The organism is Streptococcus parasalivarius, from assembly GCF_054785155.1.
On sequence record NZ_BAABOB010000008.1, the window covers coordinates 13882 to 37031 of the forward strand.

The following is a 23150-nucleotide window of genomic DNA, read 5'->3' on the forward strand; positions in this document are numbered from 1 at the left end:
TAGGATAAATATACACCTTATAAGTGGAAAAATTGTTTTGAATCAGGAAATGGACTAAAGAGATTTTCATAACAAATAACTGAGATTGATTTTTGTGACAGGAATATAGATAAAAGGAGACTTTTCCTAGTGATGGAAGCATCTGAAACTGCATGGAGAAAGTTTAAAGAACTGCAGTTTTTAGCTATTAAATATACAATAATGTTTCGTTTTTTTATAAAAATATACAAAAAAGACTTGCTTTGTTCTGAATTTTTAGGTAAAATGAACTAAAATCTAAATCGTTGAGAGAAAAAGTCAGATCGTTTCACAGAGAGTGCGGGAAGCTGAGAACGCATGAGATCAAAGACGACACATTCTTGAGAGCGTATGCGAACTCTGGATGACAGTAGTGTACGACGGGTGGTTCCGTTAGCGACTAGGAGTTACAAGTGAGTCTTTGTGACTTCATGAGGAAGAGGGGGCGACCCCTGTTCGAATTAAGGTGGAACCACGTGCCAACGTCCTTGCAAAAGTTATTTTTGCGAGGACGTTTTTTGTTACACTTTTTTAGAGCGTGTAGCGAAAAGTACACTTGGTTAGAGTCGAACAGAAAGGATAAACTATGGAAATCAAAGGATTACGAAAGATTGAACCCTATGTGGCGGGTAGTCAGCCCGCTGAGAAGAATATCATTAAGTTGAATACTAATGAAAATGCCTATGGACCAAGTCCAGCAGTCCATCAAGCTCTAGCATCCTTTGATGTCCATCAGTTACGTAAGTATTCGACTTTGGATCAAGCGGCTTTGCGTCGAGCTTTGTCTGAACAGTTGGGTGTGCCTGCCAATCAATTGATTATTGGAAATGGGTCAGACGACATCTTATCAATGGCTTTTCTAGCTTTCTTTAACAGTGAGGAAGAAATCATATTTCCTGATTTGACTTATGGTTTTTACAAGGTATGGGCAGATTTGTACCGCATCCCTTTTAGAGAGGTGCCTTTGACTTCTTCATTTGAGATTGATACTCAAGATTATCTGGTCAAAAATGGTGGGATTGTCCTTACTAATCCGAACGCTCCAACAGGTATTTATAAACCTTTAGATCAAATCGAGGAGATTGTAAAGGCCAACCAGTCGGTAGTTGTGATTATTGACGAAGCCTATATTAACTTTGGTGGGGAGACGGCCTTACCGCTCCTAGAAAAGTATGACAATGTGTTTATCACTAGGACCTTTTCTAAGGATGCCTCCCTTGCTGGCTTGCGTGTCGGTTACGGCATAGGAAGTCCTAAACTAATGGCTGTGATCAATGCTGTCAAGAATTCAGTCAATCCCTATAATGTGGATAGCATTGCGGAAGCCTTGGGGACTGCAGCGATTAAGTCTTGGGACTATTATGAGGACACTTGCGCTAAGATTATGGCAACACGTGACTGGTTTAGCCAAGAATTGCAGGCGATTGGCTTTGATGTCCTACCTTCAAAAACTAATTTTGTTTTGGTCAAACCTAACGGAGTGACTGCAGGACAATTGTTTGACTTTCTCCAAAGTAAGAAAATTTATGTCCGTTATTTTCCAAAAGTGGAGCGTATTTCAGACAGACTACGCATTTCTATTGGGACGCAGGATGAGATGGAGCGCGTATTAATGACAATGCAGGAGTTACAAGCATGAAAAAAACGACATTAGCCTTAGGAATGCACGATAAACTTTTCAAACGTGCCCGTACCATGTATCAGATTGAACACCGTATCTGTGACTTGTTGATGACAAAGGGGTTCCTTCGAATTGAGACACCAACCTTAGAGCATTTTGAAGTCTTTAGCGATGTTGTAGACAATGGTAACTATAATTTCTTTGATAAAAATGGAGATCTTGTTAGCCTACGTCCTGATATTACCAGTCAAATCGGGCGCGTGATTGCCTCCACACAAGTTCATACACCGATTAAATTTTCCTACTCTGGAAAGGTCTTTAACTACAACGAAGAGATGCGTGGCTTGTCCAATGAGCATACGCAGGCTGGCGTGGAAATCATTGGTTTTCCAGTTCATCAGGCATTGGAAGAAGCAGTGATATCTGCTAAGGAGGCCTTGGATGTGGCAGGTGTCAAAAATTACAAATTTGAATTTTCACATGCCCGCCTCTTGCAACTCATTTTTGAAGAATTAGACCTTCCAGCAGTAAAAGAAGCAGAGTTGGCTGCCTATATCCGTGATAAATCAATCACAGGTCTCAAGGAATTCACCAAAGAAAATCCAAGTCAATATGACAAGGTCTTAGAGCAGTTGCCATTCCTCTTTGGTGAGACAACTGCTGTCTTGACCAAAGCTAGACAGTTAACAGACAGTGAAGCCTTTTTGACGGCTTTGGATAGTTTGGAAGTCTTAACCAATCGCCTAGCTGATAGTCTCCCAGAGACGACGCTTGATTTGGCTCAATTGCCAGCAGTACCTTACTACACGGGCATAATGTTTAAGGTCTTCGGTGACAAGGTACCGGATGCTTTTGTATCAGGTGGCCGCTACGATAAACTATTTGAACGCTTTGGTGCTACCGAGTTAACAGCGGTTGGCTGGGCCATTGATATCGACTCAGTTTATCAAGCAGTACATGACGATGTGGAATTTGGAGGTGACTTGGATGACTAGCAATCAAATCACAATTGCCTTGACCAAGGGACGTATTGAGAAAGATGCGGTTACATTACTGGAAAAAGCTGGCTTTGATATGTCTTTCATGGCTGATAAGGGACGTAATTTGATTTTCGAGAGTCCTGACAAGCGTTTCCGTTTTCTCTTGGTCAAAGCTCCAGATGTGACAACCTATGTTAGACATGGTGTCGCAGATATTGGGATTATTGGGAAGGATGTTCTGGTTGAACATCCGACAGGCTATTTGGAAATGTTAGACCTTAATTTTGGTCTTTGTAAATTCTCTGTAGCATCGACAGCAGACTATAATCCTAATGACCATAAACGTAAACGTATTGCTACCAAGTATCCAACCATTGCAACTGATTATTTTAATCAAAAGGGTGAGGATGTCGAGATTATTTCGATTCAAGGGAGCGTTGAGATTGCCCCTGTTATTGGTCTAGCAGATGCTATTGTCGATATTGTGGAAACAGGGAATACCCTTGTTGCCAATGGTTTAAAGGTTTATGAAGATATTTGCCGTATTTCAGCACGAATGATTGTTAATAAGGCTTCTTTGAAAAATAATAAGGAAGTTCTACCATTCATTCGTAAGATTGAATCACTTGTAGGAAACGAGGAGGTACCGTTCGAATGAAACGATTAACTGGAACAAATGAAGAAATTGCTGAGCTTCTTTATCAGGAGCAATTGGAACTTTCAAAAGAAAATAGAGACGTTGAAAGCACGGTTCAAGCCATTATCGAAGACGTTAAAGAACGTGGAGACGAGGCCCTTCGTGATTATTCAGCGAAGTTTGATAAGGTTGATTTGACTGATATTGAAGTTGGACAAGATCTTATTGATCAAGCCTTTAAGGAAATTGATCCAAAGGTATATCAAGCCCTAGTCAATGCTAAAGAAAATATTGAATCTTACCACAAACATCAGTTGGAGGCTGGATTTGAAGACCAACCAAGTGAGGGTGTTATTCGTGGTCAAATGATTCGTCCCATCAATCGTGTGGGTGTTTATGTGCCTGGAGGAACTGCGGCTTATCCGTCCTCAGTCCTTATGAATGTCATTCCTGCTAAAATTGCTGGGGTTAAAGAGATTATTATGATTACGCCGCCTCAAGAACACTTTGTTCCTGCTATCCTGGTAGCTGCAAAATTGGCTGGTGTGGACACCATTTACCAAGTCGGTGGAGCTCAAGGGGTTGCTGCCTTGGCCTTTGGGACAGAAACTCTTCCAAAGGTGGATAAGATTACAGGTCCCGGAAATATTTTCGTAGCCACTGCTAAGAAACAGGTTTACGGTATTGTCGGTATTGATATGATTGCAGGGCCATCAGAGATTGGTGTCATTGCTGATAGTAGCGCCAATCCAACTTATGTGGCAGCTGACCTCTTGTCTCAAGCGGAGCATGATAAGCTAGCACGTGCTATTTTGGTAACAGATTCTGAAGCCTTGGCCGATGCGGTTGAAAGTGAGATTGAACGTCAACTCAAGCTTTTACCACGCGAGGCGATTGCGCGTCCTTCCATTGAAAATAACGGCCGTATTATTATCGCCAAGGATACAGATGCCATGTTTGAACTCATGAACTTGGTTGCGCCAGAACATTTGGAAATTGCTATGGACAAGGCCTATGATTACCTAGAAAAAGTGGAAAATGCTGGTTCCGTCTTTCTTGGTCACTTTACCAGTGAACCCATTGGTGATTACTATGCGGGTGCCAATCACGTTCTTCCAACGACAGCAACCAGCCGCTTTTCATCAGCTTTAGGTGTGCACGATTTTGTCAAACGTATCCAATATACGCAATACGACAAGGCAGCAGTCAACAAGGCTCAGCACGATATTACAACCTTGGCTTATGCGGAAGGCTTGCAGGCCCACGCCAAGGCTATTGAAGTCAGAAACGACAATGATTGAGAGAGTAGAGGAAGCAGTTATGAGACAAGCAGAAATTGAACGTAATACCTTTGAAACCAAAATTAAGTTAAGCCTCAATTTGGATGCTCAAGAACCAGTAGACATTCAAACAGGTGTCGGATTTTTTGACCACATGTTGACCTTATTTGCCCGTCATGGCCGTATGTCTTTGGTGGTGAAGGCTGATGGTGACCTTTGGGTTGATAGTCACCACACTGTTGAAGATGTCGGTATTGTCCTTGGGCAAGCTCTTAAAGAGGCCTTGGGTGACAAAGCAGGTATCAACCGTTATGGAACGGCTTTCGTACCTATGGATGAAACCCTCGGAATGGCGAGTTTAGACTTGTCTGGACGTAGCTTCTTGGTCTTTGATGCTAGTTTTGATAATCCAAAATTGGGTAATTTTGACACAGAACTGGTTGAAGAATTTTTCCAAGCTTTAGCCTTTAATGTTCAAATGAATCTCCACCTCAAGATTCTCCACGGAAAAAACAATCACCACAAGTCAGAAAGTCTCTTCAAGGCAACAGGACGTGCCTTGCGTGAAGCCATCACAGTCAATCCTGACATTCACGGCGTAAACTCGACAAAGGGGATGCTATGATTATCGTCATTGATTACGATGCGGGGAATACCGCCAATGTTCTGCGCGCTCTTGAAAAAATCGGTGTGACTGCAGAATTGTCTGCTGACAAAGAAAAAATCCTAGCTGCAGATGGTTTGATTTTACCTGGTGTAGGTGCCTATCCAACAGCCATGGCAGAGTTGGAGCGAAGAGGTTTGGTAGCTGTCATCAAAGAGGCCGTAGCAAAGGGAGTTCCACTTTTAGGAATTTGCTTAGGTATGCAGATTTTAACAGAAAAAGGACTGGAGCATGAAGAAACAGATGGTCTTGGCTTTATTCCTGGTGTTTGCCGTGCCATTCCTGCCAGTAAGGAGCAGCCTGTCCCACATATGGGGTGGAATGATTTGGCTGTTAAGCAAGCTAGCCCTTTGACAGATGGTTTAGATGGTCAAGCTGTCTACTTCGTTCACAGTTATTTTACGGATGTGCCTAGCCAATATATTGATGTCACTGCAGATTATAGTATCGAGGTGCCAGCCATGATCCATAAAGACAATGTTTATGGTGCCCAATTCCATCCCGAAAAATCAGGTGATATTGGTTTAGGTATTATTGAACAGTTTGTGGGTTTATGTAAAGCCTAGAAGCTCGTGAGCACAAAGACTTTTTAGTTAGAAAGGATGGTAGGGGAGATGCAAATTCTACCAGCAATTGATATTAAGGATGGACAGGCTGTTCGTCTCTTCAAAGGAGATTTCAACCAACAAACCGTTGTCAATCCAGATGTTATTGAGCAAGCAAAGACCTTTAAGAATGCGGGCATTGAATTTATTCACGTTGTTGACTTGGATGGTGCCCTTGATGGTCGTGCCACTAACCGTGACTTGATTGCAGAGGTCAAGAAGGTTTCTGGACTTGGCATCGAAGTTGGTGGCGGTATCCGTACCTTGGAGCAGATTCGTGACTATTTGGCAGTTGGCATCGACCGTATCATTATCGGTTCAATGGCCGTTAAAGATCCAGACTTCGTAAGAGCAGCTTTGGAGGAATTTGGTGCCGATAAGATTGTCGTGGGTATAGATGCCAAGGCAGGTCTCGTCGCTACCGAAGGTTGGTTGGAAACCAGTAATGTGGACTACATCACCTTGGCCAAGGAAATGGAAAAGATGGGCGTAACCCTCTTTGTTTATACAGACGTTGATCGAGATGGCACACTGACAGGACCCAATCTTGATCACTACAAACGTTTGGTATCTGAACTCACAAGCGCTAAAGTCATCGCTTCAGGTGGGATTGCAGAGGTAGCCGACTTAAATCACCTACAAGAGATTGGTGTGGCAGGAACCATTGTCGGTAAAGCCTACTATAACGGTAATATCACTTTAGACCAGCTCAAGTCTTTCGGAGGTTAATATGCTTAAAAAACGTATTATTCCTTGTTTGGATGTCAAGGATGGACGTGTCGTCAAGGGGGTTAATTTTGTGAATCTGACAGATGTTGGTGATCCTGTTGATTCTGCGCGTGCCTATTATGAGGCTGGTTGTGACGAACTTGTTTTTTTGGACATCACAGCGACTTCAGATAATCGTGAAACAACGGTTGACATGGTGCGACGCGTCGCCGATCAGGTCTTTATCCCCTTCACAGTTGGTGGTGGTATCCGTTCAGTTGAAGACATGAACAAGATGCTCAAAGCCGGTGCTGATAAGGTTGCTGTCAATTCCTCAGCCCTTGTCAATCCTCAACTAATCGCTGATTGTGCTCAAAAATTCGGGAATCAGTGTGTCGTGGCTGCGATTGATGCTAAAAAGATGGCTGATGGGAGTTGGCATGTTTTTGTGGCAGGAGGACGAAAGGACACAGGTAGGGATCTCATTCAATGGGCTCAAGAAGTCGTCGCCTTGGGGGCTGGAGAAATTCTCTTGACCAGTATGGACAAGGACGGCACCAAGTCTGGTTTTGATTTGGAAATGCTTAATCGTGTGGCAGAAGTCGTCGATGTTCCAATCATTGCTTCTGGTGGCGCGGGAAATATTGAGGACATTGTCGAAGTCTTTGAAAAGACAACAGCGACTGGTGCATTGGCAGCCTCTATCTTCCACTTCGGTGAGGTAAATATAGGTGAAACCAAACAAGTCTTGGCAAAAGCAGGAATTGAGGTGAGACAATGACAGAGGTTAAACTTGATTTTGACAAACAAGGAGGACTGGTGCCAGTCATTGTGACCGATTACAAGACGGGACAGGTGCTCATGTTGGCCTATATGAATGAGGAGTCCTATCAGTTGACCCTTGAGACTCAACAAATGCATTACTGGAGCCGTTCCAGAAATGAGCTTTGGCATAAGGGCGCCACATCTGGTCATTTTCAACATGTCAAAAGCATCAAGACTGACTGTGATCAGGACACCCTACTTATCGCCGTTGAACAAGAAGGAGCAGCCTGTCATACAGGAGCCTACAGCTGTTTCTTTACGGATATATATGATGACAATCAAGATAGATAGGAGTAGCTATGTTAGAAACACTTTATAAGGAAGCCTTAGATCGTAAAAAAAATCCTAAAGAGGGGTCTTATACCAATTACCTTTTTGACAAGGGCCTAGACAAGATTCTTAAAAAGGTTGGCGAAGAAGCAACAGAAGTTGTTATCGGAGCCAAGAATGCTGATAAAGAAGAAATTGCCAACGAGACAGCAGACGTCCTCTATCACCTAGCAGTCATGCTCGTTGAAACAGGGGTCAGCCCTGAAGACGTTGAAGCCGTACTTAAAGCACGTCAAGGCAAGCAAAGCAATGTCCATGACCGAAAAGAAGTAACGGATTATTGAGGATTATCTCAACCGATTTGAACCAAGATGAAAAGTCTGAAGTGATGCTTCGGGCTTTTTTGCTAGAGGAATTTTAATCATTTTGTTCCTATAACTACCATGGGAAAGCGCTTTAAAATGCTATAATAAAAGTGAAGAAAACTTGTTTATTTTGAAAGATTCGGTGTGCTTGTTTTTACAAATGATTGAGGAAAGGAAGGATGTCTTATGAAGAAACTAACTCCTTATATCATAACTCTTTCTCGTTTAGTTATTGTCCTTCTCTGTTCTAGTCTTTTAGTTGGTTGTACAGTTATACTTCCAAATTCTTACTCAAAAGCCAAGGAAAAAACGCAAAAAATCTTGGCTCATAATGGTTTTAAGGGGAAGGTCCAAGTTAAGAATATCAAAAAGATAATTCTAGATAGTGCAGGCATTTATGTCGATTATATCTATTCAGAAGAAACCTACGATAATCAAACCATATCATTAGATTCACAAATTACTTTTAACCTGGACTAGACAATTGATCGTGAGGAATATGAGACTCCTGGCCTTTACTCGCAAACCTATTTACAACAAAAATCTGTAAAAAAAGAAGAGCAAAAACTCTTCAAGGAACTTAAAAAGCAATCTTTAGACCTTGATATTGAAGAATTCTCCTTCAGTGATAATACTTTGATAGATCAAGAAGCTAATAATCGTAAAGCTCATTTAGCTGAAGAAAACCGTAAAAATGGGAAGAATGATTTTTATGGGTATTATCAAATTCCCTACCAAACAATGATTGATGAACACCTTGTCACTATGAGAATAGAAGTAGGCGATACAGAAAATACTAGTAAGAACGATTTAAAAGAGGCAGCGAATAAACTAGATGCTAGCAAACTACCAGACGGAGAGTACGAATTTTATTATTTCTCAACTGATGAAGATAGTAGTGATTATAACAAGGACAAGTACATCCACCACACTTTTAACGTACAAGATGGTAAGGTTATCCCATATGAATATGATTAGCAGATATTTTACTTTCTGCCGATAATCTAGTATGTCATACTAGGGTATTAGAAGTGAGGGTTATAGCTAAGTGAAAATGTTAACCTCAAAACATGCAAAAACATCTCCAAAAACTAGTTGGAGATGTCTTTTTGTCTTACAAATTCTTTTTCTTTTTAGCTTTTTTGGTTAGGGCAAGGTCACAATTTTCAATGCTTGAGATCAGGTGATTCGTCAATTGGAAGTCGTCCACTTGAGGATTCAAGTCCACTTCGTAGACCAGTTGCATGGTCTCACCTCCACCTGTGGTGTTAAGGGAGATTAGGTCACATTCGCTAGTGAAATTGAGTAAGGCTTTAGTGATTTTTTGATCAATCAAGTCCTGATGGGAGACATTAATGGTCAGGAGCCTACGACGTTGGTTGTCCGTACGACTTTGACGATTTTCCAAAAGGAGCCAAACTGCCAACAGAAAGGCGGTGAAGAGGACGGCTAGTAAGAGATAGCCTGTCCCAGATGCCAGACCAATAATCATGGCCAAAAAGACGGCGATTAGTTCTCTGGAACCACTGGTAGCCGAACGAAAACGAATGAGACTAAAGGTCCCCGCCACGGCGATAGAGGTCCCCAAACTACCATTGACAAGGAAGATAACTAGGGTCATCAAACATGGAAGTAGGGTTAAACTGATGGCAAATTCTCTGGTGTAAAGGGTCCGGTATTTGTAAGTCCAGGTTAGGGCCAAGCCTAAAACGAGGCTGACCAGTAAGGCCAGCATGAGTTGAAGGGGACTTGCAGTTGCGGTTGCATCATTAAAGATAGAATTGAAGAGATTAGACATAGGCAGCAGCTCCTTTTTCTTGAACTGGATGTGGCCCGTAATCTAGACCTTGAGACTTATGATAGGCACAGCTGTATTTTGAGAATTTCTGCTCTTTCAAACCATGTTTGTCTAAGATAGATTGAAGCCAGTCTGGCTTTTGGCCAGGTGACTTGATTTCCATGATAATCGTATCTTCATCAAGAAGGGGAAACCCATGATTTCCCTTAAAGAGACTGACGTCTTCATCACGGTAAGTCAAATTTTGGTCAAGGGTAACACGAACTTTATTGTAGGTATAGCCTTGGATAGTCTCTTTTTCTTTCATTGAAAAACGGTCGTAGTAGATATACATGCGAGGTTTGAGGCCCTCATCATAGCGCTGGCGTAACTGATGGATATCTTGCAAGAGCTGACGATCAGTGATTTGACCATCATTCTTACCGTCTGTCATCAAGTTAGTGATGGCAAGGGGAGTTGAAACGAGGCGAAACTTATGGCCGATTCCCTCCTCATCTTTGGCTTTGACCTCTAGAAAAACCTTACTATCAATTTTGGGATTGGCTAGGTAGGTACGCATGCGGATTTTCTCTTGACGGTGATTACCATCTAAGGCATCTTGGATGACGTCAAAATTATCCGTATCAAAGTAAATATTTGAAATGGTAGATGTCGGATAATCATCCTCTACCAAATACTCCTTAAGATCAGTGAGCAGGTCCTCGAGATTATCCTTTGAGACCACATATTTCGTTTCAATACGTTTAAAACGTGTTTCCAATTGTTTAACCATGAAAAAACTCCTTTTATAGATAAGATACAAAGCCGTTAAGCAACTCTTAGGAAAATAGGGGGGCTTGTGGTAGCAAACCTATCCCTAAACAGTCGCCTTATTGTTTTAATGTTTTTGTTTTATAGTAAAAAGTTGAGCGGACAAGAACCATTTCATAGCTCTTGCTTGCTCGCCTATTAGTTTATGGGACTTTTCTGAAAGAAGTCCTAAGCCAAACTTTCACTAAACTTAACTTAAGAAAAGTTTTAGTTAACCTTCAGAAATGTTTTAGTTAAGTCCCGTAAACTGTAATCATCAAAACGAACCCGAGAGGAAAAATATGAAATCAAAAAAACTAAAAAAATGGACGACTTTAGTAACCTGTGCGACAGCCCTAACAGTCATGACAGCTTGTAGCCAATCAAACAGTCAAGCAACGGGGACGACGTCAAGCACGACATCAAAAACGAGTGCTGTAACCGCAACAACTAGTAAGAAAACGACTAATAACAACAGCAACTATTTTACTTCAAAAGATTCAGACACAACTTATGATGAAAGTTCTGCCTCTAAGATTAAGTTATCAGGCTCATCTGCGGATGTTTCAGGTGATGGCGTAACGGTATCAGATTCAACCGTAACCATCTCCAAAGCTGGAACTTACGTCATTTCTGGAAAATCTGATGGTGTGCAAATCAAGGTGGATGCTGGGGATTCAGATGATGTCCATATTGTTCTAGATGGTGCTACCATGACAAATACAAATGCACCAATCAACGCTACAAAAGCCGGGCATGTCTACCTAACGCTTAAAGATGGAACCACTAGCACCCTCTCTGATTCAAGTTCTAATAGTGATGAAGATGCGGATGCCGTGATTTTCTCTAAGGGAGATTTGACCATTAATGGGTCAGGTACTCTAAACATTGATGCCAAGAAAAACAACGGTATTAAAGCAAATGGCAGTCTTCATATGAATGGGGGGACCTATAAGATTACCTCAGTTGGCGATGCCTTCAATGTCAATGATGAACTTAATATCACAGGAACAACCATGATTATTGAAGCGGAAGAAGATGGCGTTAAGGTCGACACTGATGACGACACATCGGTAGGGACCATGTATCTGTCTGACAATACCATGACCATTAAGGCTGGTGACGACGGTATTCATGCGTCCGGCGACCTGATCATTGATAATGGTACTTATAAGGTTGAAAAATCAACCGAAGGTATCGAAGGTAAATCTGTGACCATCAATGGTGGAAATATCGATGTCTATGCGACGGATGATGGTGTCAATACGGCCAATGCTAATGCCAGTCAAAGTGAGATTTTCTTCAAGATGACCGATGGAACCCTAAATGTTGAGGTTGGCCAGGGCGATACAGACCCAATCGATTCTAACGGTGATATTATTGTATCGGGTGGAACGATCAATTTGACTGGTCAGTCTGGCTTTGACTTCGACGGTTCAGCGACCTATACCGGTGGTGATATTACCATTAATGGTGAAAAACAAACCAAGATTGAAAACTCAATGCCTGGCGGCGGTGGCCCTCAAGGTGACGGTGGTCCCCAAGGTGGTGGGCAACCAGGTGGCTTTGGCGGAGGTCACTAAAGAGTCATAGGATGAAACAGAAAGGAAGTGCCTATGTATATTATTATTCCAGCTTATGAACCAGACAAACGCTTGATTCAGGTGGTTCAAGATATTACTATAAAACTCCCTAAAGCCCGTATTATTGTTGTTAATGATGGGAGTGGCCCACGCTATAACGACTATTACGACGAAACGGCTTTTATTGGAGCGACTGTCCTTACCCATCCTATCAATAAAGGAAAAGGAGCAGCTCTCAAGACAGCCTTTGCTCACATTCAAGAAGAAGTAGTCGGTCAGCACCTTTCGGCTCAACCTATTGTCACAGTTGACAGCGATGGTCAGCATCTGATTAAGGATATTGTCCGTGTAGCCAAGGCGACCGAGGAAAATCCAAGAAATCTTATCTTGGGTGCGCGTGCCTTTATTGGTAAAGTGCCAGCACGAAGCCGCTTTGGAAATAAAGTGACTGCGGGGCTCTTTCGTCTAGTAACTGGTCAGAAGGTAACGGATACTCAGACAGGACTACGGGGGATATCAACAGACCTAATTCCATGGCTTCTTAATCTGGATGGCAATCGTTTTGAGTACGAGTTTAACATGTTGCTTGAAGCCAAGAAGTCAGGCCACCAAATCTCTGAAGTCCCAATCGAGACCGTTTATCTGGAGGAGAATAAAAGCTCGCACTTTCGGCCCATTCGTGATTCCATCCGTATTTACAGCCCTTTTTTAAAGTTCTCTGGCACGGCCGTCTTGGCCTCAGTCATTGATGCAACCGCCTTATTTGTGCTCTTTGCCTTGACGAAAAATCTCTTCCTTTCGGTCGTGCTAGCTCGAGTGATTTCGGCTTCCAGCCAGTATCTACTAAACGCTAATGTGGTCTTCAATCCGACAAGCTCCCTCTTTAGATCGAGTGTTCGCTACTTTATGTTGGTCCTGGTTCTCTTGGCTTGTAATTATTTCTTACTTAGTAGTCTAGTTGCCATTGGTTTGGGACTAGTTCTGGCAAAATTGGTCACAGAAACCTTGCTCTTTTTAGTCAGTTACAGGGTTCAACATAACGTGGTTTTTGCTTAATAGCTGGCTTGAAAATTGCCAACTGATTGCATAGAGGTAGCTTAATCAATGACCTCTAAAAACTTTCCTAAAAAATAGAAAAAGACTACCGTTTTCTAGATTCGGTAGTTTTTAATATTTGTCGAAATGTTTTTCAATTTACATTATGATTAAAAAGTTAAAAGGTCTGATAAAGTCTCCAAATGCTTGAAAAAAATATGCTATAATGAAAATGTTTGAATTATGTAGATTTTCATTCAAACTAGGAAAATGAAATGAGGACCTAAAATGGGAAAAAAGGTACATTACAAGCTTCACAAAGTTAAGAAGCAATGGGTGACGATTGCCGTCACTTCGGCAGCACTTGCCTCTATTGTAGGCGGTGCTACAGTAGCTAATCAAAAGGTTTCAGCCGATGAAACAACAGAACCAGTTGCTACTACGACAGCTGAAAGCGATGTTGTGGTCGAAACGCATGAAGTAGCGACTCCAGCAGCAACTGCTACGACAGATGTTACAGCAGTAACAAATGACAAGGCAGCAACTACAGATACTGTAGCAACTCCAACACCAGCAACGGCTACAACTGACACAACTGCTAATACGGCAGCACCAGTAGCGACTGATCGTGCAGCAGTAGCTAATGGTGCTACAGAAACACCAGCAAATGCAACTGTAGCGACAGATACGACGCTTACAGTAGCTGAAAAACCAAAATCTGGTGTTACTGAAAAAGAAGAAACAGCAGCACTCTCTTTGGACAACATCAAACAAGTTGATGGTAAATACTATTATGTCAAAGAAGATGGTTCATACAAAACAAACTTTGCTGTTTCAGTAAATGGCCAGTTGCTTTACTTCGGTAAAGACGGTGCTTTGACAAGCACATCAACACACTCATTCACACCAGGAACAACTAACTTGGTTGATGGTTTCTCTTCACATAACCGTGCTTACGATTCTAAGAAGGAGAGCTTCGAGTTGGTAGATGGGTACTTGACACCAAACAGCTGGTACCGTCCAGTCACTATTTTGGAAAATGGTGAAAAATGGCGTGTATCAACTGAGAAAGACTTCCGTCCACTTTTGATGGCCTGGTGGCCTGATGTAGATACGCAAGTAGCCTACCTCAATACTTTCGCTAAACACTTCAACCTCAATACAACTTACTCAACTAACCAAAGTCAAGCCCTATTGAATGAAGCGGCTAAGACTATCCAAATTAAGATTGAGCAAGAAATCTCTGCGAAACAATCGACAGAATGGCTTCGTCAAGCAATCTCTTCATTTGTTAAGGAACAAGAGCAGTGGAGTGTTGCAACAGAAAACTATACACTAGCTGACCACCTTCAGGGTGGAGCCCTTCTCTTTGTGAATAGTGATGTTACACCATGGGCTAACTCAAACTATCGTATTCTTAACCGTACACCAAGTAACCAAGATGGTTCACTTAATGGTACAGGTAAAGACCTTGGTGGTTATGAGTTCCTTCTTGCCAACGATGTGGATACTTCAAATCCAGTTGTTCAAGCTGAGCAGTTGAACCAAATCCACTACCTCATGAACTGGGGTTCGATCGTTTTGGGAGACAAGGATGCTAACTTTGATGGTATCCGTGTCGATGCGGTAGATAATGTCAACGCTGACCTACTCCAAGTCTATACAAACTATTTCCGTGCAGCCTTTGGTGTGGACAAATCTGAAGCAAATGCGCTTGCCCACATCTCTATTCTTGAGGCTTGGAACTTCAACGATAACGATTATAACCAAAGAACAGACGGAGCTGCCCTTGCTATGGACAATAAACTCCGTACAGCTGTTTTGACCCACTTGACAACACGTGGTAACCGTGGAAGTTTGAACAACTTGATTACTGACAGTCTTACTGACCGTACAAATAACACTAAGTACGGTGATACTCAAGCTTCATACATCTTCCCACGTGCCCACGATAACCAAGTTCAAGATATCATCAAAGTCATCATTCAGTCAGAAATCAACCCTAAATCTGATGGTTTCACAATGACCGATGCTGAATTGAAGCGTGCCTTTGAAATTTACAACGAAGACATGTTGAAAGCTGACAAACGCTACACATTGAGCAATATTCCAGCTGCCTACGCCCTCATGCTTCAAAACATGGAGTTGGTAACACGTGTTTACTATGGTGACCTCTACACAGATGACGGTCAATACATGGCTAAGAAATCACCATATTACGATGCTATCACAACACTTTTGACTAACCGCATGAAGTATGTTTCAGGTGGTCAATCAATGAAGGTTGATTCATTTGGTGGCAAGGAAATTTTGTCTTCAGTACGTTACGGTAAAGACATCATGTCTGCTGATCAGACTAAGGGTGTTGAAACTAGCAAACATTCAGGTATGTTGACTCTTATTGCCAATGACTCAAACTTCTCATTGGGTGATGGTACGTTGAAAGTTAACATGGGTAAACTTCACGCTAACCAAGCCTACCGTCCATTGCTCCTTGGCACTGATAAGGGTATTGTTTCTTACCAAAGTGATGCGGCAGCAGTAGGTAAAGTCAAGTACACTGATGCTGAAGGTAATTTGACCTTCTCAGGTGATGAAATCAAGGGTTACAAGACTGTAGATATGGATGGTTACTTGGGTGTTTGGGTACCAGTTGGTACACCTGATAACCAAGACCTCCGTGTTAAAGCTTCAAACGAAAAACAAGCTAAGACCTATTCAGCAACAGAAGCTCTTGACTCACAAGTTATGTATGAAGGTTTCTCTAACTTCCAAGCTTTTGTTGAAAAAGATAGTCAATACACTAATAAGTTGATCGCAGAAAATGCAGAACTCTTCAAGTCATGGGGTATCACATCATTTGAAATGGCACCTCAATACGTATCTGCAGACGATCGTACCTTCCTTGACTCAGTTATCCAAAATGGTTATGCCTTCTCAGACCGTTATGACCTTGCTATGAGTAAGAATAACAAATACGGTTCTAAAGAAGACCTTCGTGATGCCCTTAAGGCCCTTCACAAGCAAGGTATTCAAGCTATCGCTGACTGGGTTCCAGACCAAATTTACCAATTGCCAGGACAAGAAGTAGTAACAGCGACACGTGCAAATAGCTACGGTGATCCTAAAGCGGGTGCATATATCAACAACTCTCTTTATGTTGCTAATACCAAGTCATCTGGTAAAGACTTCCAAGCTAAATATGGTGGTGAATTCCTTGATATGCTTAAGGAAAAATACCCAGAAATGTTCAAGGAAGTTATGGTTTCAAACGGTAAGACGCTTGATACTTCAGAGAAAATCAAGCAATGGTCTGCTAAATACTTCAATGCGACTAACATCCTAAACCGTGGTTACCGTTATGTTCTTAGCAACGATGCTACTGGTCGTTTCTACCATGTTGATGAAAATGGTATCTTCTTGCCTAAACCATTGACAGACCAAGGTGGTAAGACTGGTTTCTACTATGATGGTAAAGGTATGGCTTACTTTGATAACAGTGGTTTCCAAGCTAAGAACGCCTTCATCAAACACGGTGGTTATTACTATTACTTCGATAAAGATGGTCACATGCTTACTGGTCGTCAAGAAATTAATGGTAAGACTTACTTCTTCTTGCCAAATGGTATTCAATTACGTAATGCCGTTTACGAGCAAGATGGTAAACAATATTTCTTCAGCAACTTCGGTGAGCAGTATAAGAATGGCTACTATGCTTTTGATATTCCAATTCCTGGTACATCAGAAACACAAACTAAATTCCGTTTCTTTGATCCAGATGGTGTTATGGCAGTAGGTCTTAAAGAAATTTGGGGTGGCTTGCAATACTTTGACGAAAATGGCTACCAAGCTAAAGGGATGAAGTATGTTACTCCAGATGGTAAACTTTACTTCTTTGACAAAGATACTGGTAACGCTTATAAGAACCGTTGGGCAGAAATCGATGGTATCTGGTATGAATTCAACGATCAAGGCTATGCACAAGCTACGAAGGGTGAATTCTACACAACTGATGGCTCAACATGGTTCTATCGTGATGCAGCTGGTAAAAATGTGACAGGTGCCCTTACTTTGGATGGTCACGACTATTACTTCCGTGCAAATGGTGCCCAAGTTAAAGGTGATTTTGTTACTGAAAACGGTAAGATCAGCTACTACACTGTAGATAACGGTTATAAAGTAAAAGACAAGTTCTTCGAAGTGAACGGCAAGTGGTACCATGCTGATAAGGATGGTAACCTTGTTACAGGTCGTCAAACGATTGACCACCTTAACTATTACTTCAATGCTGATGGTAGCCAAGTAAAATCTGATTTCTTCACTCTTGATGGTGGTAAGACATGGTACTATGCCAAAGATAATGGTGAAATCGTGACAGGTGCCTATAGTGTTGGTGGTAAAAACTATTACTTCAAAGAAGATGGTAGTCAAGTCAAAGGTGACTTTGTTAAGAATGCTGACGGATCACTCTCTTACTATGATAAAGATTCAGGTGAGCGTCTCAATAACCGTTTCTTGACAACTGGTAACAATGTTTGGTACTACTTCAAAGACGGTAAGGTTGTAACAGGACGCCAAAATATCGATGGTAAAGAATATTACTTTGATAAATTGGGACGCCAAGTTAAAGGTAGCCCTATTAGCACACCAAAAGGAGTAGAATACTACGAATCAGTTCTTGGCGAACGTGTGACAAACACATGGATCACTTTCCAAGACGGTAAGACTGTCTTCTTCGATGAAAATGGTTATGCTGATTTCGATAAATAATCAAACAATCTAATCTTAATCTGAGAGATTAAGTGAAAAACGATATGATTTGACATGAATTTATAGGTGAAATTTCTTGAAAACGAGAATCGTTTAAAGAAATTTCACTTTTTTTTGCTCCTTAAAGAAAAAAATCAGACAAATATCAATTTTGAGTCAGAAAGGCTACAAATGTTATTAAATCAAGTATTCTAGACATTTTCTAAAAAATAGTTTCAGTTATCAAATGATGTAAAAATGAGAATTGAAAACCTATGAAACAGGCGTATTAAAAAACTTTTCTAATATTACTATTATATTACATATATTTTATAAAAAAACAATTAATTTGAGAAATAGTTAGAAAATAATGATATAATGTAATTGTTTGAAATCGGATAGATTTCAGTCTGATTTTGACAAATAAAATCACGGGGAAAATTATAATGGAAAAAAAGGTACACTATAAGCTTCATAAAGTTAAGAAGCAATGGGTTACAATTGCAGTTGCATCTGCAGCGCTCGCTACTGTCGTAGGGGGATTTTCTGCAACAACGTCATCAGTTTCAGCGGATGAAACACAAGACAAGACTGTAACGCAACCAAATTCAGATACAACAGCTGACTTAGTTTCGTCTACTGAAGTAACTTCAACAGAAGCAACAAAAGAAGTCGCTAAACATACAAATACAAAAGAAGCAGATATTTTAACACCTGCAAAAGAAACAAATGCAGCAGAAGCAGGGGCTACAACTAACGTACAAGCAACAGCTGATGTAGCTACAACAGCAACAACTACTACTGATGTAGCAGTGGCAGCTGTGCCAAATAAAGAAGCAGTTGTGACAACAGATGCACCAGCTGTTACAACTGAAAAAGCAAAAGAACAACCAGCTACAGTTAAGGCTGAAGTTGTAAACACAGAAGTTAAAGCGCCAGAAGCTGCTTTGAAAGATTCAGAAGTAGAAGCTGCGCTTTCCTTGAAAAACATCAAAAACATTGATGGTAAATATTACTATGTTAATGAAGATGGTTCACACAAAGAAAACTTTGCCATTACTGTAAATGGCCAATTGCTTTACTTCGGTAAAGATGGTGCTCTTACAAGCTCATCAACATATTCTTTCACACCAGGAACAACAAATATTGTTGATGGTTTCTCAATAAATAACCGTGCCTACGATTCATCTGAAGCTAGCTTTGAATTGATTGATGGTTATTTGACTGCAGATAGCTGGTACCGTCCAGCTTCTATCATCAAAGATGGTGTAACTTGGCAAGCATCAACTGCAGAAGATTTCCGTCCACTTTTGATGGCTTGGTGGCCAAATGTAGATACACAAGTTAACTACTTGAACTACATGTCTAAAGTATTCAATTTGGATGCTAAATACACTAGCACAGATAAGCAAGTAGACTTGAAACGTGCTGCTAAGGACATTCAAATCAAGATTGAGCAAAAGATTCAGGCTGAAAAATCAACACAATGGTTGCGTGAAACTATCTCTGCCTTTGTTAAGACACAACCACAATGGAACAAAGAAACTGAAAACTACTCTAAAGGTGGTGGCGAAGATCACCTTCAAGGTGGGGCCCTTCTTTATGTAAATGATTCACGTACACCATGGGCGAACTCTAATTATCGTCTTTTGAACCGTACAGCGACTAACCAGACTGGTACAATTGATAAATCGGTTCTTGATGAGCAATCAGATCCAAACCACATGGGTGGTTTCGACTTCTTGCTAGCTAATGACGTAGATTTGTCAAACCCAGTTGTTCAAGCGGAACAATTGAACCAAATCCACTACCTTATGAACTGGGGTTCAATCGTTATGGGTGACAAGGATGCTAACTTCGATGGTATCCGTGTTGACGCGGTAGATAATGTCAATGCAGACATGCTTCAACTCTACACAAACTACTTCCGTGAGTACTATGGTGTAAATAAATCTGAGGCGCAAGCTCTTGCCCACATCTCAGTCCTTGAAGCATGGAGTCTTAATGACAACCACTACAATGACAAGACAGATGGTGCTGCGCTTGCTATGGAAAACAAACAACGTTTGGCTCTCCTCTTCTCATTGGCTAAACCAATCAAAGAACGTACACCAGCTGTAAGTCCTTTGTATAATAATACTTTCAACACGACACAACGTGATGAAAAGACTGATTGGATTAACAAAGATGGAAGCAAGGCCTATAACGAAGACGGAACAGTTAAACAGTCTACAATCGGTAAATACAACGAGAAATACGGAGATGCGTCAGGAAACTACGTCTTTATCCGTGCCCATGATAATAACGTTCAAGATATTATTGCTGAAATCATCAAGAAAGAAATCAATCCAAAATCAGACGGTTTCACAATCACTGATGCTGAAATGAAGCAAGCCTTTGATATTTACAACAAAGACATGCTCAGCAGCAATAAAAAATATACCCTTAACAACATCCCAGCAGCATACGCTGTAATGTTGCAAAACATGGAAACTATCACGCGTGTCTACTATGGAGACCTTTATACAGATGATGGTCACTATATGGAAACCAAATCTCCATACTACGATACCATCGTTAACTTGATGAAGAATCGTATCAAGTATGTATCTGGTGGACAAGCGCAACGTTCATACTGGTTGCCAACTGATGGTAAGATGGACAATTCAGATGTTGAACTTTACCGTACAAATGAAGTCTACGCTTCAGTACGTTATGGTAAAGACATCATGACAGCTGATGATACAGAAGGTTCTAAATACAGCCGTACATCTGGTCAGGTGACACTTGTAGCAAACAATCCAAAATTGACTTTGGATCAGTCGGCTAAGCTAAACGTTGAAATGGGTAAAATCCATGCCAACCAAAAATACCGTGCTTTGATTGTTGGTACAGCTGATGGTATCAAGAACTTTACATCTGATGCAGATGCAATCGCAGCAGGTTATGTGAAAGAAACAGACAGCAATGGTGTCTTGACTTTCGGTGCTAATGACATCAAGGGTTATGAAACATTTGATATGTCTGGTTTCGTAGCAGTTTGGGTTCCAGTTGGAGCTTCAGATGATCAAGATATCCGAGTAGCGCCTTCAACAGAAGCTAAGAAAGCTGGAGAGTTGACTCTTAAAGCGACTGAAGCTTATGATTCACAATTGATCTACGAAGGTTTCTCTAACTTCCAAACTATTCCAGATGGTTCAGATCCTTCAGTTTATACTAACCGTAAGATTGCTGAAAATGTTGATTTGTTCAAATCATGGGGCGTAACATCATTTGAAATGGCACCTCAATTTGTATCTGCTGACGATGGTACCTTCCTTGACTCAGTTATCCAAAATGGTTATGCTTTTGCAGACCGTTACGATCTTGCTATGAGTAAGAACAATAAATACGGTTCTAAAGAAGATTTACGTGATGCTCTTAAAGCACTTCACAAGGCTGGTATCCAAGCAATCGCTGACTGGGTTCCAGACCAAATTTACCAATTGCCAGGTAAAGAAGTTGTAACAGCAACTCGTACTGATGGTGCCGGCCGTAAAATTGCAGACGCTATCATCGATCATTCACTTTATGTGGCTAACACTAAGTCATCAGGCAAAGATTACCAAGCTCAATACGGTGGTGAATTCTTGGCTGAGCTTAGAGCTAAGTACCCTGAAATGTTCAAGGTAAACATGATCTCAACTGGTAAACCAATTGATGATTCTGTTAAATTGAAACAATGGAAGGCTGAATACTTCAACGGAACAAACGTTCTTGAACGTGGTGTTGGCTATGTACTTAGCGATGAAGCAACTGGTAAATACTTCACTGTCACTAAAGATGGTAACTTCGTCCCTCTTCAATTGACAGGCAAAGAAAAGGTTATTACTGGATTCTCATGTGATGGTAAAGGAATCACTTACTTCGGTACAAGTGGTACTCAAGCTAAATCTGCCTTTGTAACCTTCAATGGTAATACTTATTACTTTGACGCTCGTGGTCACATGATTACAAACGGTGAATATTCACCAAATGGTAAAGATGTTTATCGTTTCTTGCCAAATGGTATCATGTTGAGTAATGCCTACTATGTTGATGCTAATGGTAATACCTACCTTTACAACGCTAAGGGTCAAATGTATAAGGGTGGTTACACTAAATTTGACGTTACTGAAACTAAAGACGGTAAAGAGTCTAAGGTTGTGAAGTTCCGTTACTTCACTAAAGAAGGTGTCATGGCCAAAGGTCTTACTGTCATTGATGGTTTCACACAATACTTTGATGAAGATGGATTCCAAGCTAAAGATAAGTTGGTAACTTATAAAGGTAAGACTTACTTCTTTGAAGCTCATACTGGTAATGCTATCAAGAACACTTGGAGAAACATTGAAGGTAAGTGGTACCACTTTAATGCAAAAGGTGTTGCTGCTAAGGGTGCACAAGTTATCAATGGTCAAAAACTTTACTTCAATGAAGACGGAAGTCAGGTTAAAGGCGGCGTTGTTAAGAATGCAGATGGTACTTATAGCAAGTACAAAGAAGGTTCTGGAGAGCTAGTGACTAACGAATTCTTCACAACTGATGGCAATGTTTGGTACTATGCGGGCGCTAACGGTAAGACTGTTACAGGTGCTCAAGTTATTAATGGTCAACATCTCTACTTTAAAAAAGATGGAAGCCAAGTTAAGGGCGATGTTGTTAAGAATGCAGATGGTACTTATAGCAAATACGATGCTGCAACAGGTGAACGCTTGACTAATGAATTCTTCACAACAGGTGATAACAATTGGTACTACATCGGTGCTAATGGTAAGTCAGTAACTGGTGAAGTTAAAATTGGTGACGATACCTATTACTTTGCTAAAGATGGTAAACAAGTAAAAGGGCAAACAGTAAGTGCTGGTAACGGTCGAATCAGCTATTACTATGGTGATAGTGGTAAGAGAGCTGTCAGCACATGGGTAGAAATCCAACAAGGAGTTTACGTTTACTTTGATAAGAATGGACTTGCTTACCCACCAAGAGTACTAAACTAATTGATTTAAAAAAGGAGAACTTCGGTTCTCTTTTTTTATGTCTATTTTATATCAAGAAAACCTTTTGAAAATCCCCTTTCAATTCGATTACATGACGATTCTTTAATCTAGTATTAAGATAGTAAAAATCTCATTAAAATAAGATTTATCAAGTTTTTTTGGCGCTAAAAAATGATATAATAAGTAAGTCTTTAAGGTGTAGATT

General features: G+C 40.9%; 19 protein-coding genes. 17 read left to right on the plus strand and 2 right to left on the minus strand.

Annotated features, from left to right (window positions below):
- Nucleotides 1-132: 132 nt before the first annotated feature.
- The 13 genes from ACYVQ1_RS08355 (at nt 133) to ACYVQ1_RS08415 (ending at nt 8951) form a co-directional block, all read left to right on the plus strand.
- Nucleotides 133-273: a hypothetical protein gene (locus ACYVQ1_RS08355; protein WP_461250396.1), complete on the plus strand. Its 141-nt coding sequence runs from the start codon at nt 133-135 to the stop codon at nt 271-273.
- Between the two features lie 331 nt (nt 274-604).
- Entirely contained in the window at nt 605-1657 is a 1053-nt protein-coding gene (gene hisC / locus ACYVQ1_RS08360; RefSeq protein WP_461250397.1) for a histidinol-phosphate transaminase, read from the plus strand.
- A complete protein-coding gene (locus tag ACYVQ1_RS08365) occupies nt 1654-2634 on the plus strand; it encodes an ATP phosphoribosyltransferase regulatory subunit (protein WP_461250398.1) in 981 nt (326 codons plus the stop codon). The genes hisC and ACYVQ1_RS08365 overlap by 4 nt, the downstream gene beginning before the upstream one ends.
- Nucleotides 2627-3277, plus strand: coding sequence for an ATP phosphoribosyltransferase (gene hisG / locus ACYVQ1_RS08370; RefSeq protein WP_461250399.1), 651 nt, complete (start codon nt 2627-2629; stop codon nt 3275-3277). The genes ACYVQ1_RS08365 and hisG overlap by 8 nt, the downstream gene beginning before the upstream one ends.
- A complete protein-coding gene (hisD, locus tag ACYVQ1_RS08375; protein ID WP_461250400.1) occupies nt 3274-4557 on the plus strand; it encodes a histidinol dehydrogenase in 1284 nt (427 codons plus the stop codon). Before hisG ends, hisD begins: the two co-directional genes overlap by 4 nt.
- Nucleotides 4558-4576: 19 nt before the next feature.
- Nucleotides 4577-5161, plus strand: a complete 585-nt coding sequence (gene hisB / locus ACYVQ1_RS08380; protein ID WP_002884025.1) for an imidazoleglycerol-phosphate dehydratase HisB — start codon at nt 4577-4579, stop codon at nt 5159-5161.
- Complete coding sequence (gene hisH / locus ACYVQ1_RS08385) at nt 5158-5766, plus strand: imidazole glycerol phosphate synthase subunit HisH (protein WP_461250401.1); 609 nt, start codon at nt 5158-5160, stop codon at nt 5764-5766. The genes hisB and hisH overlap by 4 nt, the downstream gene beginning before the upstream one ends.
- Nucleotides 5767-5814: 48 nt before the next feature.
- Nucleotides 5815-6534, plus strand: a complete 720-nt coding sequence (gene hisA / locus ACYVQ1_RS08390; protein WP_461250402.1) for a 1-(5-phosphoribosyl)-5-[(5-phosphoribosylamino)methylideneamino]imidazole-4-carboxamide isomerase — start codon at nt 5815-5817, stop codon at nt 6532-6534.
- A 1-nt stretch (nt 6535) separates the two neighbouring features.
- Entirely contained in the window at nt 6536-7294 is a 759-nt protein-coding gene (gene hisF / locus ACYVQ1_RS08395) for an imidazole glycerol phosphate synthase subunit HisF (RefSeq protein WP_461250403.1), read from the plus strand.
- Nucleotides 7291-7629, plus strand: a complete 339-nt coding sequence (hisI, locus tag ACYVQ1_RS08400) for a phosphoribosyl-AMP cyclohydrolase (RefSeq protein WP_461250404.1) — start codon at nt 7291-7293, stop codon at nt 7627-7629. Before hisF ends, hisI begins: the two co-directional genes overlap by 4 nt.
- An 8-nt stretch (nt 7630-7637) precedes the next feature.
- The gene (gene hisE, locus ACYVQ1_RS08405; RefSeq protein ID WP_002884043.1) at nt 7638-7952 is read left to right on the plus strand and encodes a phosphoribosyl-ATP diphosphatase; all 315 of its coding nucleotides are present in this window, start codon (nt 7638-7640) and stop codon (nt 7950-7952) included.
- A 207-nt stretch (nt 7953-8159) separates the two neighbouring features.
- Nucleotides 8160-8453 carry a hypothetical protein gene (locus ACYVQ1_RS08410; RefSeq protein ID WP_461250405.1) on the plus strand — a complete coding sequence of 98 codons (294 nt, stop codon included), beginning with the start codon at nt 8160-8162 and terminating at the stop codon, nt 8451-8453.
- 156 nt (nt 8454-8609) lie between these two features.
- Complete coding sequence (locus ACYVQ1_RS08415; RefSeq protein ID WP_461250406.1) at nt 8610-8951, plus strand: hypothetical protein; 342 nt, start codon at nt 8610-8612, stop codon at nt 8949-8951.
- Nucleotides 8952-9087: 136 nt separating this feature from the next.
- Here ACYVQ1_RS08415 and ACYVQ1_RS08420 read toward each other — a convergent pair whose 3' ends face one another.
- Together ACYVQ1_RS08420 and ACYVQ1_RS08425 are read right to left on the minus strand one after the other, a co-directional pair.
- Nucleotides 9088-9771: a DUF4956 domain-containing protein gene (locus tag ACYVQ1_RS08420; protein ID WP_461250407.1), complete on the minus strand. Its 684-nt coding sequence runs from the start codon at nt 9769-9771 to the stop codon at nt 9088-9090.
- Entirely contained in the window at nt 9764-10543 is a 780-nt protein-coding gene (locus ACYVQ1_RS08425) for a polyphosphate polymerase domain-containing protein (RefSeq protein WP_461250408.1), read from the minus strand. The genes ACYVQ1_RS08420 and ACYVQ1_RS08425 overlap by 8 nt, the downstream gene beginning before the upstream one ends.
- 319 nt (nt 10544-10862) lie before the next feature.
- On the opposite strand from ACYVQ1_RS08425, the gene ACYVQ1_RS08430 reads away from it, so the two are divergent.
- The 4 genes from ACYVQ1_RS08430 (at nt 10863) to ACYVQ1_RS08445 (ending at nt 22945) form a co-directional block, all read left to right on the plus strand.
- Nucleotides 10863-12143 (plus strand): carbohydrate-binding domain-containing protein, encoded by a 1281-nt coding sequence (locus ACYVQ1_RS08430; RefSeq protein ID WP_461250409.1) that lies wholly within the window; start codon nt 10863-10865, stop codon nt 12141-12143.
- 33 nt (nt 12144-12176) lie between these two features.
- Nucleotides 12177-13199: a glycosyltransferase gene (locus tag ACYVQ1_RS08435; protein ID WP_461250410.1), complete on the plus strand. Its 1023-nt coding sequence runs from the start codon at nt 12177-12179 to the stop codon at nt 13197-13199.
- Nucleotides 13200-13466: 267 nt separating this feature from the next.
- Nucleotides 13467-17948, plus strand: a complete 4482-nt coding sequence (locus ACYVQ1_RS08440; RefSeq protein ID WP_461250411.1) for a glycoside hydrolase family 70 protein — start codon at nt 13467-13469, stop codon at nt 17946-17948.
- 425 nt (nt 17949-18373) lie between these two features.
- The gene (locus ACYVQ1_RS08445; RefSeq protein ID WP_461250412.1) at nt 18374-22945 is read left to right on the plus strand and encodes a glycoside hydrolase family 70 protein; all 4572 of its coding nucleotides are present in this window, start codon (nt 18374-18376) and stop codon (nt 22943-22945) included.
- The last annotated feature ends 205 nt before the right edge of the window (nt 22946-23150 follow it).